The 13,553-nt window shown below is 67.8% G+C and carries 12 protein-coding genes, 1 tRNA gene, 2 pseudogenes and 1 riboswitch; of the genes and pseudogenes, 7 read left to right on the top strand and 8 right to left on the bottom strand.

The window, feature by feature from the left end; genetic code table 11:
- Window positions 1-30: 30 nt before the first annotated feature.
- Together pgm and C8K36_RS03885 are read left to right on the top strand one after the other, a co-directional pair.
- A complete protein-coding gene (gene pgm, locus C8K36_RS03880) occupies window positions 31-1,668 on the top strand; it encodes a phosphoglucomutase (alpha-D-glucose-1,6-bisphosphate-dependent) (RefSeq protein ID WP_107983076.1) in 1,638 nt (545 codons plus the stop codon).
- Between the two features lie 35 nt (window positions 1,669-1,703).
- Complete coding sequence (locus C8K36_RS03885) at window positions 1,704-3,059, top strand: MFS transporter (RefSeq protein ID WP_107983077.1); 1,356 nt, start codon at window positions 1,704-1,706, stop codon at window positions 3,057-3,059.
- Here C8K36_RS03885 and C8K36_RS25045 read toward each other — a convergent pair.
- Window positions 3,006-3,701: pseudogene (locus tag C8K36_RS25045) on the bottom strand (VIT1/CCC1 transporter family protein); the annotation flags it as partial. The gene C8K36_RS03885 and the pseudogene C8K36_RS25045 overlap by 54 nt on opposite strands.
- Before the next feature lie 43 nt (window positions 3,702-3,744).
- Between C8K36_RS25045 and C8K36_RS03895 the strand changes: the two are divergent.
- The 3 genes from C8K36_RS03895 to C8K36_RS03905 all read left to right on the top strand — a co-directional run bounded on the left by C8K36_RS03895 (window position 3,745) and on the right by C8K36_RS03905 (window position 5,300).
- On the top strand, window positions 3,745-4,233 hold the full coding sequence (locus C8K36_RS03895; RefSeq protein WP_107983750.1) for a MauE/DoxX family redox-associated membrane protein: 489 nt from the start codon (window positions 3,745-3,747) through the stop codon (window positions 4,231-4,233).
- Between the two features lie 86 nt (window positions 4,234-4,319).
- A complete protein-coding gene (locus tag C8K36_RS03900; protein WP_107983079.1) occupies window positions 4,320-5,069 on the top strand; it encodes a DsbA family protein in 750 nt (249 codons plus the stop codon).
- A gap of 158 nt (window positions 5,070-5,227) precedes the next feature.
- Window positions 5,228-5,300: transfer RNA gene (locus C8K36_RS03905), tRNA-Ala, on the top strand.
- 246 nt (window positions 5,301-5,546) lie between these two features.
- Here C8K36_RS03905 and C8K36_RS25050 read toward each other — a convergent pair.
- The 7 genes and pseudogenes from C8K36_RS25050 to C8K36_RS03935 form a co-directional block, all read right to left on the bottom strand.
- On the bottom strand, window positions 5,547-5,675 hold the full coding sequence (locus C8K36_RS25050) for a hypothetical protein (protein ID WP_258195015.1): 129 nt from the start codon (window positions 5,673-5,675) through the stop codon (window positions 5,547-5,549).
- Window positions 5,676-5,854: 179 nt separating this feature from the next.
- Window positions 5,855-6,151: an antibiotic biosynthesis monooxygenase family protein gene (locus C8K36_RS03910; protein WP_107983080.1), complete on the bottom strand. Its 297-nt coding sequence runs from the start codon at window positions 6,149-6,151 to the stop codon at window positions 5,855-5,857.
- Between the two features lie 205 nt (window positions 6,152-6,356).
- Window positions 6,357-6,935 carry a DUF7676 family protein gene (locus C8K36_RS03915; RefSeq protein WP_107983081.1) on the bottom strand — a complete coding sequence of 193 codons (579 nt, stop codon included), beginning with the start codon at window positions 6,933-6,935 and terminating at the stop codon, window positions 6,357-6,359.
- Window positions 6,932-8,668 (bottom strand): ATP-binding cassette domain-containing protein, encoded by a 1,737-nt coding sequence (locus C8K36_RS03920; protein ID WP_107983082.1) that lies wholly within the window; start codon window positions 8,666-8,668, stop codon window positions 6,932-6,934. Before C8K36_RS03920 ends, C8K36_RS03915 begins: the two co-directional genes overlap by 4 nt.
- Complete coding sequence (locus C8K36_RS03925; RefSeq protein WP_107983083.1) at window positions 8,665-9,789, bottom strand: FecCD family ABC transporter permease; 1,125 nt, start codon at window positions 9,787-9,789, stop codon at window positions 8,665-8,667. The genes C8K36_RS03920 and C8K36_RS03925 overlap by 4 nt, the downstream gene beginning before the upstream one ends.
- Window positions 9,786-10,988, bottom strand: a complete 1,203-nt coding sequence (locus tag C8K36_RS03930) for an ABC transporter substrate-binding protein (protein ID WP_107983084.1) — start codon at window positions 10,986-10,988, stop codon at window positions 9,786-9,788. The genes C8K36_RS03925 and C8K36_RS03930 overlap by 4 nt, the downstream gene beginning before the upstream one ends.
- A gap of 263 nt (window positions 10,989-11,251) precedes the next feature.
- Window positions 11,252-11,443: riboswitch (cobalamin riboswitch) on the bottom strand.
- A gap of 15 nt (window positions 11,444-11,458) precedes the next feature.
- Window positions 11,459-11,671, bottom strand: a pseudogene (locus C8K36_RS03935) (rhodanese-like domain-containing protein); the annotation flags it as partial.
- Window positions 11,672-11,803: 132 nt separating this feature from the next.
- Between C8K36_RS03935 and C8K36_RS03940 the strand changes: the two are divergent.
- Both C8K36_RS03940 and bluB read left to right on the top strand, forming a co-directional pair.
- Window positions 11,804-12,877: a CobW family GTP-binding protein gene (locus tag C8K36_RS03940; RefSeq protein ID WP_107983751.1), complete on the top strand. Its 1,074-nt coding sequence runs from the start codon at window positions 11,804-11,806 to the stop codon at window positions 12,875-12,877.
- Window positions 12,878-12,922: 45 nt separating this feature from the next.
- Entirely contained in the window at window positions 12,923-13,552 is a 630-nt protein-coding gene (gene bluB / locus C8K36_RS03945; RefSeq protein WP_107983086.1) for a 5,6-dimethylbenzimidazole synthase, read from the top strand.
- The last annotated feature ends 1 nt before the right edge of the window (window position 13,553 follow it).

Here is a 13,553-nt window from a genome sequence, read left to right on the forward strand (position 1 = left end):
GAGTTTCCAGCATGAGAGTCGGAGGGGTCGATGGTGCACGAACGAGCGGGACAGGTGGCGTTGCCGGAGGATCTGGAGGATCTGGCGCACCTGGTGTCCGCGTACTACACGCGCACCCCCGATCCGTCCGATCCGTTGCAGCAGGTGGTGTTCGGTACGTCCGGACATCGCGGCTCGAGCCTCGACTCCGCATTCAACGAGGCGCACATCCTCGCGACGACGCAGGCGATCGTCGAGTACCGCGCGGCGCAGGGCATCACCGGACCGCTGTTCCTCGGCCGCGACACCCACGCATTGTCGGAGCCCGCGTGGGCAACGGCACTCGAGGTGCTGGTGGCCAACGATGTTGCGGTGGTGATCGATTCACGCGACCGATTCACGCCGACGCCGGCGGTGAGCCACGCGATCCTGCGGCACAATGCATCCGGCTCGGCCGCGCGCGCCGACGGAATCGTCGTCACCCCGTCGCACAACCCGCCGCGTGACGGCGGCTTCAAGTACAACCCGCCGCACGGTGGGCCCGCGGACAGCGATGCCACCACCGTGATCGCCGACCGTGCCAACGACTTGCTCCGCACGGGGCTGTCCGAGATCGCCCGGGTACCGCTGGCGCGGGCACTCGCGTCGGCCGGGCGGTACGACTACCTGGCCCAGTATGTCGACGACCTGCCGAGCGTCGTCGACCTCGACGCGATCCGGGCGTCCGGATTGCGGATCGGTGCAGACCCACTCGGTGGCGCGTCCGTCGACTACTGGGGAGCCATCGCCGAACGGCACCGCCTCGACCTCACCGTCGTCAACCCGCTCGTCGACGCCACGTGGCGGTTCATGACGCTCGACGGCGACGGCCGGATCCGCATGGACTGCTCGTCGCCGCACGCGATGGCCTCGCTCATCGCCGCCCGCGACCGATTCGATCTCGCGACCGGCAACGACGCCGACGCCGACCGGCACGGCATCGTCACCCCCGATGGCGGCCTGATGAATCCCAACCACTACCTCGCGGTCGCGATCGACTACCTCTACACGTACCGCGCCGGGTGGTCGCCGACCACCAAGATCGGCAAGACCCTCGTCAGTTCGTCCATGATCGACCGCGTCGCCGGTGGGCTGGGGCGTCCCGTCGTCGAGGTGCCGGTCGGTTTCAAGTGGTTCGTGCCGGGACTGCTCGACGGCTCGCTCGGCTTCGGCGGCGAGGAGAGCGCCGGCGCTTCGTTCCTGCGCCACGACGGCAGCGTGTGGACCACCGACAAAGACGGAATCCTGCTGGCCCTGTTGGCCGCCGAGATCACGGCCGTCACCGGTCGGAGTCCGTCGGCCCGGTACCGCGAACTCACCCGGCAGTTCGGCGACCCCGCGTACGCCCGGATCGACGCCCCCGCGACGCGGGAGCAGAAGGCGGTGCTGTCGAAGCTCTCTCCCGAACAGGTCACCGCGACCGAGTTGGCTGGCGAGGCCGTCACCGCGACGCTCACCGCCGCGCCCGGCAACGGCGCGGCCATCGGCGGGCTCAAGGTCACCACCGAGAACGCGTGGTTCGCGGCCCGCCCGTCGGGCACCGAGGACGTTTACAAGATCTACGCCGAATCCTTCCGTGGCCCCGAACATCTCGCGCAGGTACAAGCGGCCGCGCAGGATGTTGTTTCCCGGGCACTGGGACTGGGCTGAACGCGCGTTCACCGACGTAGATAGATTTATCGGCAATGAGAAACACTGACACGGCGACGGGAGCCGACACAAAGCTGCCCAAGGAGATCTGGGTCCTCGTCGTGTCGGCGTTCATCGTCGCTCTCGGGTACGGAATCGTTGCCCCGGCGCTGCCTCAGTTCGCCAGCAGTTTCGGGGTCGGTCTCACCGCGGCCAGCGCGGTCATCAGTGTCTTCGCATTGATGCGACTGCTGTTCGCACCCATGAGCGGCGTACTCGTCCAGAAGCTGGGCGAGCGGCCCACCTACATGTCCGGCCTGCTCATCACGGCGGCTTCGATGGGCGCGTGCACCGTTGCGAACGAATACTGGCAGTTGCTCGTCTTCCGGGCCCTCGGCGGTATCGGTTCCACGATGTTCACCGTCTCCGCGCTCGGCCTGCTGATCCGGATGTCCCCGCGGCAGGGCCGCGGCCGGGTGTCGGGGATCTACACCGCATCGTTCCTGATCGGCACCATCACGGGCCCGCTGTTCGGTGGCGTGTTCGCCCGGTTCGGGCTGCGGGTTCCGTTCGCGATCTACACCGTCGCGCTCGTGGTCGCTGCCGCCGTGGTGTTCGTCGCGCTCCGGAACTCGCGTCTCGCAGTGCCCGAGGTGGACAGCGGCCTGACCACGATGACGCTGCGTGAGGGGCTGCGGTCGCCGATGTTCCGGGCGGCGCTTGGGTCCAACCTCGCAACCGGTTGGGTGATCTTCGGTGTCCGGATCGCGCTCGTGCCGCTGTTCGTCGTCACCGCCCTCGACGGGGATACTGCGTCCACTGCCATCGCGCTGACCGTGTTCGCGGTCGGCAACGCCCTGGTTCTGTTGCGATCGGGTCGGTTGTCGGACCGCATCGGGCGCAAGCCGTTCGTCATCGTCGGACTTCTCGTCTGCGGGCTGTCGACCATGACGATGGGCCTGACCGACGACCTCGTCATCTTCTACATCGCGACGGCGATCAGCGGCATCGGCTCGGGCATCATGGGGCCGGCGCAGCAGGCGGCGGTGGCGGACGTGGTCGGATCCGAGCGACGCGGCGGACCGCTTCTGGCCGCGTTCCAGATGACCAGCGACGTCGGTGGCTTCGCCGGCCCGCTCGTGGCGGGGATGATCGCGGAATCGATGTCCTTCGCGGCAGCATGGGCGGTGACCGGCGGGATCATGCTGCTACCGGTACTGCTGTGGGTGGTTGTCCCCAAGGGGTCCGGCCGTGAGGCTGCGGGCGCGTCAGCCGCTCACACCGACCCCGATGAGCACGCCGACGATGTAGGTGGCACCGACCGCGATAGCCCCGAACAGCAGCTGACGGATGGCGCCGCGGAGCTTGGATTGGTCGGTGAAGTGCGCCGCGAGCCCGCCCGCGAGCAGTAGGCCGAGGCCGCCGACCGCCAGTCCGGCGAACAGCGACTCGAAGCCCAGCAGGTACGGGATCAGCGGGATGATCGCGCCGATCGAGAACATCACGAACGACGATCCCGCGGCGACGAGCGGGGACGGCTTCTCCCGGGGATCGACGCCCAACTCGTGCGTGATGTGGATGTTGACCGCGCGTTCGGTATCCGCGTGGACCTCCTCGGCGGCCGCGGTCGCCGTCGCCTCGCTCATGCCCATCGTGGTGAAGGTCTCGACCAGTTCCGCCTCCTCGGCCTCGGGGTGCGTGCGCAGTGCGCGCCGCTCCACCCGGACCTCGGCGTCGATCTGCTCGTTGGACGTGGACACCGATGTGTACTCGCCGAGGGCCATCGAGAAGGCGCCGGCCACCAGACCGGCGACGCCACTGAGGATCACGGTGTGCGCCTCGACGCCCGCAGCGCCGACACCGGCGATGAGCGAGGTGTTGGTGACGAGGCCGTCCATCGCGCCGAACACCGCCGCCCGCAGCCAACCGCCGGACACGTCCGAGTGCGTGTGGTCGAAGTCGTGCGGCCGCGACGGCGGCGTCGAGGCACTCGACATCTCGGGATCGTGACCTTGATCGTTCACACGGCCGAATCTAGCTGCGAAAACGCACATGATCTAGAAAGCTGAGGCATACCTGTTCGGTAGCGTGTACGGCGTGTGGATACGCATAGTGAGCCTCCTCGCGCGCCTCGGTCTGGCCGCCGTGTGGCTGATCTCCGGGTGGATCAAGTTCATCGACCCGACGCAGACCGTCGTCGCCGTCCGGGCCTACCAACTGCTGCCGGAAGATCTTGTCCGGCCCGTCGCGTACACGATGCCGATGCTCGAGATCGCGCTCGGACTGTTCCTGGTCATCGGACTGGGCGTACGGGTCACGGCGATCGTGTCGTCGGCGGCGCTGCTCGTCCTCATCGGCGTCATCATCTCGGTGTGGGCGCGCGGCCTGTCGATCGACTGCGGATGCTTCGGCGGCGGGGGCGTCGCCGACGTCGACGGCTGGGACTATGCCAAGGAAATAGCCCGGGACGTCGGGTTCCTGGCGATGGCGGTGTGGCTCGTCGTATTCCCACGCAGCCCGTTCTCTCTCGGGCCGCGGTCCCGCGCGCCGTTCTCAGTGCCCGCTCAGGCGACGGTGGCAGAGTAGAAGACGAGTAGTGCCTGCTCGCGGCCACGCGGCGGGCGCTCCGGTCAGTTCCCCACGGATCTCACACCCATGACGAAGGACGCGAAGTGAGTTCGAAGAAACCGAAGTCGGCGAAGTACAACCCGCAACCGACCTCCAGTAAGGCCACCTACATCGTCGGCGGTCTCGCGATCGTCGTGATCGCGGCACTCGTGATCGGCGGCATTCTCCTCACGCGGGACAGTGACAAGCCACGCAACGAGGGATACGGGGCGGTGCAGAACTCCGCCGTCCAGGTGACGATGGGCGACGCCGGCGTCGTGCGCCTCGGCCTGCCGGACGCCACGAACACCATCGACGTGTTCGAGGATCCGATGTGCCCGTACTGCGCACAGCTCGAGGAGAAGCACGGTCAGGAGGTGGCGCAGGCCATCGACGAGGGCAAGCTCGCCGTCAACTACCACATCCTCAACTTCCTGAACCGGCTCTCGGCCAGCGGCGACTACTCCACGCGCGCCGTGGCCGCATCGCAGTGCGTCGCGCAGACCGGTGACGCCGTCGCGTACTCCAAGTTCCACGGTGAGCTGTTCTCGCCCGCCAACCAGCCTGCCGAGAGCGGCAAGTCGGATCTGTCGAACGAGGACCTCGCGAAGCTCGCGAAGGACGCCGGTGCCAACGAGGCCGCCGTCAACTGCATCACCAGCGGTGAGCGCATGCAGCAGGCAGCAGCGGACGCCGAGACGGGACGCCAGGCACTCGCTGCGTCGGGTGCCACCGGCACTCCGGCCGTCGTGCACAACGGTCAGGTCATCGACGCCCTGGGCGATCCGGACTGGGTCTCGCAGGTTTCTCAGTAGGAGCCCGAGGTGGCCGGCCCTGACGGGGTCGGCCACCGTGGTCGGCCGCCGAGGGTCCATGGCGGCTGACCTGCCGATTTGTAGCCCGCGACGGCGATGGTGTAACTTTCTTTCAGCACGAGGGAGTCACTCCCGAAGCGCTGAGAACAAATCAACACGGGGCTATGGCGCAGCTGGTAGCGCACCACACTGGCAGTGTGGGGGTCAGGGGTTCGAATCCCCTTAGCTCCACTTCGAACTCCGGTTCACGATCATTCGATCGTGAACCGGAGTTTTTCGTATTCCCGATGCTGCCGCTCCGGTTCTGGTCACGCCGCGCCGCCGATTGCAGACGCGGCGCGGCGATGAGGGGAGCGGCAGGAATCGGTGCCGAAGTTCTCGTGTCCGGTCTCGCGGTGGGCGCCTTGTCGCCTCGAACGAGGAAACCCCCGATCCGTCCGGGGACGGGTCGGGGGTTTCGAGACTACGGCTGACGAATCAGCCGAGGGCGGCGATCGCGCCGATGAGGCTCAGGATGGCGCCGATGCCGCCGACGACGGTGCCGATGCCGCTCACGACCGGCTGAATCTGCTTGATCAGCGCGAGATCTGCGTCAGACGAACCCATTTTTACTCCTCTGTTGTGTTCCGTACCGGCACCGGGGCCGGATGTCGATAGCCGTCACCAAGCAAACCTTCGATTGGCTAAGGACGGCGGATCGACCGTAAACCAGATTGTGGCGCGTGTCTCGTCGAACGGTCCGCTGTGCGGAACACGACTGCGGCGGGGTTGACCGGTGCGCCGCATCAGGCGTGGTCGACGGCCGCGTAATGCTCGACGGTGGGGAACGGGTCGTAGAAGTGGTGCAGAAGCCGGCGCCACTCCAGGTACTCGGGCGAGCCCCGGAAGCCTTCGGTGTGGTCCTCGAGGGTGTTCCACTCGACCAGGAGTAGGTAGGCGTCGGGGCGTTCGATGCATCGGGAGAGACTCAGCCGCCGGAATCCGGGCATGGCGGCGATGATCTGCTTGGCCTGACCGAATGCTGCTTCGAATTCGGATTCCTGGCCGGGCTTCACCTGCACCGGTGCGTGTTCGAGGATCATCCGCGCATCCTGTCAGCCGCGCGGGGACGGTGCCAGGTGGTGGCGCGGAGTGTTCTCACGCGCCACCACCCGACTGCTCATCCGGACAGGGGGGAAAGCCGGACGAGCGCCGTTGCTGCCCAGGGGGGAGGGGCAACGTTTTTGTACTGTAGTGCAATTTGTGGTCGGGGGCACGTCGTGTCGGTCTAACGACCATATTGGCTGGTCAGCCGTCGTGTCGGCCGTACCCCTTGCCCTGACGATCCAGCGCGTCCGGTCCGATCCCGAGGTATTGCCGGCGCAGCCGGTCCCACAGTTCGAGCTGCGAGAAATCGAGCTCGTCGCGGATCTGTTGCGTCTTCGTCAGGAACGGGTTCGGCAGCATGGCGGTCATCATCTGTTCGTCGCGGCCGTTGAACAACCGGACGCCCCACGAGTGCGGAGTGCCGTCGGCGCCGAGGCTCCGGTACAGCTCGGCACGTGAGCATCGGCGGATCCGGCCCAACTCCGGCCCACTGTCGTTGTGCTCGCCGATGCACAGGTGAAAGTGCCAGCGGCCGAAGTCGATCGTGGCGTAGCCGTCGAACATCGAGATCCGCTTCGGCGCATTGGGCGCGGCGACCTCCCACGCCGCACCCTCCATGAGGATGCCGAACCAGATGTCGTCCCAGTACTCGTCGAACAGTAGATGGATCAGCTGCAGCAGTGAGTTCTCGTCCGCCGGGATGGGCCAACGCTGTTCGCGTCCGCCGCTTTCGGTGACGACGATCGACGGCTCGACCTCTTCGGGTTGTGCGGTGGTCATGCCGACTCCTCCTTCTCCTCGGGTTCGTTCGGACGGGTGAGAACGCAGTCCCCGCAGTAGCCGGAGACGGGTGTGCGATAGAACAGGCAGCAGCTTCGACGCCGAAAGCCGGTGCCTTCCCGGTCGACGGTGTCGACCAGTCTCGGATCGAGCAGGATCGTCTCGGCGAGTCCCGCAGCGGCTGTTCGGGTCTCGCCGTCGAGTACCCGGGCGGCACCGATCAGCGCCGACGCCGCATTGCCCCACAGCAGCCGTTCCGACATCGGCTCGGCGGCGCGGATCGCGGCGATCATCGGTGCGAGGTGACGGTCCACGACCGTCTCTCGCGCCAGGTCGACCAGATCGCCACCCTCCCAGCCGATCGGCTCGCGCACGTGCAGGTCGATCCGGCCGTCGACGTCGCGCCACACCAGTCCGTCGATGTCCGGCAGGATGCGGCCCCGGACGATGCCGCCGAGGGTGAGCGACCACAGTCGGGCCGCATAGCCGAGGAACAGCGTGGACGCCGCGACCCGGTATTCGGTGGACCCGATGCGGGAACCGACGTGCCCGACGACGTCGGCGAGTGCGGCCGCGTCGGTGTACAGATCGCGCACGGGCCGCCAGTCGCCCGACCCGGAATCGCCGGTGGTGGCGGTGAAGTAGGGTCCGAGGCCGGCCAGATCCGCCAAGATCGTCGTGACGGTGTCCGAGGACGTCAGCGTCAGTTCGGAGAGCGGGAGCGCGCGCAGGGCACGGGGGAGCGCATCCAGTCCGTCGACAGGAAGGCCCTGCCCCGCATGATGGACGACGACACCCTCGCGCGCATCGACCTGCAGGTCTGCCGGGCCGTCGTCGCCGATCACCACGACGCCCTCGCGGCCCAGCAGCCTGCCCAACGTCGATGCCGTGGGTTCGGGTGCGCGAACCCTGGCTCGGAGTGGGGACTCGTGCGTGGAACGCAGCGCGAACACCCCGGAACCGACATCGAATCTCAGTGACTGCGAATCGAACACGGCGCCGATCCTGCCGTCCAGTGCGAGTTGCTCGGGTGTGCCGGTGGACAGCCGGCCCGAACGGTCGAGCAGCCACACATGGTCCGCGACGCGCAGGGCCAGTTCGAGGTCGTGCGTCGACATCACCACCGCGAGTCCGTGTTCACGCGCTGCCCGCCGCATGAGTTCGACCAGAGCGACCCGGGACGGCACATCCAGGAAGGCCGTCGGCTCGTCGAGAATCAGCAGTGTCGGTTCCTGGGCGAGGGCGCGAGCGGTGAGGACCCGCTGGCGTTCGCCGTCGGACAGTTCGCTCGCCGGTCGATCGGCGAGGTGCGCTGCCCCGACCGCCTCGAGCGCCCACTCGACGACGATGTGATCGCGGGCACTCATCCGGCCGCCCAGGCCGAGGTGTGGTGTGCGGCCGAGGCCGGCCAGTTCGCGGGCCGACAGCATGCCTGGGTCGACGCGGTCGGTGAGCACGACGGCGATCGCGCGGGCGACGTCGTCGGCGGCCATGGTGCGCAGATCCTTGCCGGACAACGTGATCGACCCGGTGAGAGCGGGTTGCAGACCGCACAGCGTGCGCAGCAGCGTGGATTTGCCACTGCCGTTGGGGCCGAGCAGCACGGTCAGCTCGCCGCGTCGTGCGACCGCGTCGATCTTGGACGCGACGGTCCGCGTCGTGGTCGGGCGGAGCGCGCGGCGGGCGTGATAGCCGACGGCGACGTCGGCGAGGTCCAGGGCGATGTCGTTCACAGCGCACCCCCGACGCCGCGTCTGCTGCGGACGAGGATCGTCACCACGATCGGTGCGCCGATCAGGGCGGTGACGGCGTTGAGTGGGAGGACGGAGTCGCTGCCCGGCACCTGGCTCACGATGCCGCACGCGAGTGCCACGGCCGACCCCATCAGGATCACGGTCGGCATCAGGGATCGATGGTCGGACGTGCCGACCGCGAGGCGGGACAGATGGGGGACGGCGAGCCCCAGGAAGCCGATCGGGCCGCAGAACGCGGTGGTCACTCCCGCCAGCAGCGATGCGGTGAGCAGCGTGACGAGGCGGGCGCGGCGCACGTCGATGCCCATCGTGCGGGCGTAACCCTCGCCGAGGAGCAGCGCGTTGAGCGGCCGAACCGTGGCCAGCGCGACACCGATGCACGCGACGACGATCGGTGTCATCAGCGCGAGATCGCCCCACGTGGTCGCGGCGAAGCTGCCCAGCCCCCACAGCAGGAACTGTTGTGCGCGTTGGGGATCGGTGTACACCAGCAGCACGCTCACGATCGCAGTGGTGGCCGAGCCGACCATCACGCCGATCAGGAGCAGGGTCACCGCGTTCTTCACCCAGTGCGAGAGCGCCAGCACCAGCAGCAGAACGACGGCGGCCCCGGTGGCGGCCACGGCCACCACCCCCGCACGTCCCGCCCCCGCGAAACCCGACGTGAACGAGGCGGCGCCGGCGCCTCCCGCGGCCACGACGACCAGCGCGACACCGAGGCTCGCTCCCGAGCTGGCGCCGAGCACGAACGGGTCGGCGAGCGCGTTGCGGAGCAGCGTCTGCATCTGCAGGCCGGCGACTCCGAGCGCGGCCCCGACGAGGACGGCGGTGACGGCGCGGGGCAGACGTAGTTCGTGGACCACTACCTGCCAGCGCGGATCGGAGGGCGCGGCGCCGACGAGAACCCGGACGGTGTCGGCGAGAGGGACACGCACCGGGCCGAGCGCCAGCGCCAGCACGAACAGCACGACCGTCGACGCGGCCAGCAGTGCCAGCGTCACCGCGGTTCGCCGCGAGAACGCCCGCGGTGTCGTCGGCAGCCCCCTCCCGTCCGCCGGCCCGGTGAGCGGGGCCGGCGGACGGGACAGGAGCGTGGTCATGCCCGCGGCACCTGGCGGTAGAACACGAACTCGTGGTCCGGCATCAGATCCGGGTGCAGGATCGCGACGACGTCAGCGAGTACCAGATCGGGGCGGGTGACGCCGCGCTCGTAGAAGTCGTTGCCGCCGGTGGGGCCGATCGCCTTCGTCGCCGACCAGATCGCGCCGTCCTTCACCGCCGCGAGCTGACCGTAGCGGGGATCCTCGGCGACCGCGTCGGCCGTCGTCTCCCACGAACTGGTCACGAACCACGTGGGCGCCGTGCCTGCCTGCGCGTACACGGACTCGAAGTTCAGCTGCAGGCTGCCGGTGGCGGGGTCGTTCTGCCACGGGTAGCTGCCGCCCGCGTCGCTCACGAGACCGCCGATGTAGCTGCCGCCGGCCGGCATGTACCACGTGCCCTGGTACATCGTGCCGGGCAGGACGGCGCTCGGTTGCGCGCCCTGCGCCTTGGCCGCCACTTCGTCGTAGTCGCTGCGGATCCGCGAGTACGCCTCTGCTGCCTGCGCTTCGGTGCCGGTGAGGGCAGCCATCGCCTTGATCCACTCGGCGCGCCCGAGGGCGGTCGACTCGAGGTACTCGGCGTTGGCTACGACGGGAATGCCGGCCGACCGCAGCTTCGCGTACGAAGGATCGTCGGTGCCGCCGGTCATCAGGACGTCCGGATCGTCCGCGACGACCTTCTCGGTGTTCACGGTCTGGCCGGGCGCGTACTCGACGACCTTGCCGGCGTCGATGCGCTCACGCACCGTGGGGTCGGAGACGAATCCGGCGTTTGCGACACCCGTGAGGACGTCGACCTGACCGAGTTCTGTCATGAGCGGAAGGTGCGTGGTCGACGCCGAATACAGGCTGGTGATCGGCGTCGTGATCTTCGGTGCCGCGGCGAGGTCGCCGGTCAGCGCCGGATCCGGCGCGCCGCACTTGACCAGTACGTACGACTCCGGGGCGCCACCCGGGTACGGCTGGTTCACCGTGAGCACCTGGTAGCTGTCGTGGTATTCGAGCGTGAAATTCTTCGCGTCCGACACCGACGACTTGTCGGGGAAGTAGTCGGTGCTCGCGTCGAAGTCGGTGATGCAGGCGTCGCCACCCTGCGCGGCACCGCTCGTCTGCGACTCGGCAGACGAACAGGCAGTGAGCGCGAGGGTCGCCACGGCAAGGACGGAAAGCGCAGCGGTCGTGGACCGTTGGGACATGTGTTCTCCACAGGTGAGCGGGACGGTCGGCCGTCGGCTCGACTCGTTCTCGTGTGTGCCTGAACAGGCGCACGGGCGACCTGACGAACGAGGCCAGCCTAACGAAAGCCGACGGTGTTCCGGGACGGAATCGGGACGTCAGGCGTGGATGTGGAGAGAGTCGTCCGGCGCGATCGTGACACGACGCGCAACAGCGAATCTTGGGGACGATGCGGTGAACAGCATGGTGGACCGGCCACCTCTCTCGGGGAAATCCGCCCCGAATAGGAGATTGCGATGACGGGAGTCTCCTGGCTCTCGGATCGGCACTTCCCTCCGCCTTCCGGCCTGTCGGCCGTGGCAAGTGAAGGGTCGCTCCCCGATTACAGTGGCGGGACCGCGCCGGTTTTGCACCGGCTTCCTCTTTCGTCATCACCTGACCGGGGCATTGTTGCACGCGGCCCGAATCCGTCGAAACGGACGGTGGTGGATCAGGATGCCGGAGGCGGCAATTCGCGTCCGTCGGCCACCCATGCCCGCATGCCGCCGTCGAGTTCGACGACATCGGTGTACCCCGACTGAGCCAGGTCAGCCGCGGCGGTGGCGCTCATGTTGCCCGACATGCAGTACACGGCGATCGTGGTGCTGTGATCGGACGGCAACGACGCGCCGCGCGCGGGCACCTCGTCGAACGGAATCGCGCTGTCGGTTCCGGCACTACGGTGGTTCTACGTAGATGGCCGGGGTCGGTGACCGGGACCACGCGCCCACGACATCTCGGAGCTGCGAGGCTTGTACGATTACTCGTCGGTGTTGTCGGTGGCGTGGAGGTCGGGGTGGTGAAGAAGCGGGATCCTCGGTCGATCCCTGTCGTCGTCGTGGCCGGATTCCTCGGATCGGGGAAGACGACGATGCTCAACCACCTTCTGCGCAACAACGGCGGTACCCGCATCGGGGTGATCGTCAACGACTTCGGCTCGGTCAACATCGACGCGATGATGGTTGCGGGACAGGTCGATTCGATGATGGCCCTCAGCAACGGATGCCTGTGCTGCGCCGTCGACGTCAGCGACATGGACGAGATGCTGAACAAGCTCGCGCATCGCAAGTCGGAGATCGACGTCATCGTCGTCGAAGCCAGCGGGCTCGCGGAACCGCGCAACATGATTCGGCTCGTACTCGCCAGCGAGAACCCCTACATCACGTACGGCGGCCTGGTGATGCTCGTCGACGGCGCCGAATATCAGAGCAGCCGCCAGCGGCACCCCGAACTGGACCAGCATGTCGCGATCGCCGACCTCGTCGTGCTCAACAAGACCGATCGCATCGACGCCGATGCCCACGACCTCCTGCTCGCCGACGTGTGCCGCATCAATCCGCGCGCCGCGGTGCTGTCCACTGTGCGGGGGCGCGTCGATCCCGGTCTGCTGTTCGATCGCACGCCCCGCCCGGTGTCTCGACCCGGACAGCAGTTGTCGTTCGACGACCTGCTCCTCGGCGCCGACGAGCCGTCCGACCAGTGTGGTGAGTGCGGTGGGCAGCACGATCAGCACATCCATGCGATGTACGACAGCGTCACGTTCACGTCCGACCTGCCGATGCACCCGCGCCGGCTGATCCGGTTCCTCGAGAAGCAGCCGCCCGGCGTCTACCGGATCAAGGGCTTCGTCTACTTCGGTGTGCCCGGCTATCAGCAGAAGTTCCTGTTGCAGGTGGTCGGTGACCACATCAGTTTCCACCCGGGACGCTGGGTGGCGGGGGAGCCCCGGCGTACCGAACTGGTCGTGATCGGAACGGATCTCGACCCGGACGCGGTGGATGCGGTGCTCGACGCGTGCGTCGAACCCGAGGCCGACCACCTCGAGAGCGACACCATGATGGGCGTGCACCGGTACACGGTCGACGCCTGACGAGATCGCGGCGGGCGCGTTCGGTGGGGCGGCTACCGTGGAGGCGTGACCGAATCCCTCGTTTCCGTGTACGAAGCCATCCGCCGACGCCGTGACGTCCGCGCCGAGTTCAGTGGCGAACTGATCCCCGACGAGACGTTGCAGCGTGTGCTCGGTGCGGCGCACGCGGCCCCGAGCGTCGGCAACACCCAGCCGTGGGACTTCATCGTCGTCCGCAACCAGGACACCCTCGACACCTTCGCCGATCACGTCGCCGACCGCCGCCGCGCGTTCGCCGACTCGCTACCGGCAGACCGTCGAAAGACGTTCGACCCCATCAAGATCGAGGGCATTCGCGAAAGCGGTACGGGCATCGTCGTCACGTACGACCCGGCGCGCGGCGGCCAGAACATCCTCGGTCGGCACACCATCGACGACACCGGACTGTTCTCGGCGGTGCTCGCCATCCAGAACCTCTGGCTGGCAGCGGCCGCCGAGAACATCGGCGTGGGCTGGGTGTCGTTCTACGACGAGGAGTACCTCACCGACATGCTCGACATCCCTGGGCCGGTCCGTCCCATCGCGTGGCTGTGTGTCGGCAAGGTCGAGCAGTTCCAGGAAGTTCCCGACCTGGAACGCTTCGGTTGGCGGACGCGTCGGGACCTGTCCGACGCGATCCACTGGGAACGCTTCTAGA

The organism is Rhodococcus sp. OK519 (genome assembly GCF_003051005.1).
Lineage (GTDB): Bacteria > Actinomycetota > Actinomycetes > Mycobacteriales > Mycobacteriaceae > Prescottella.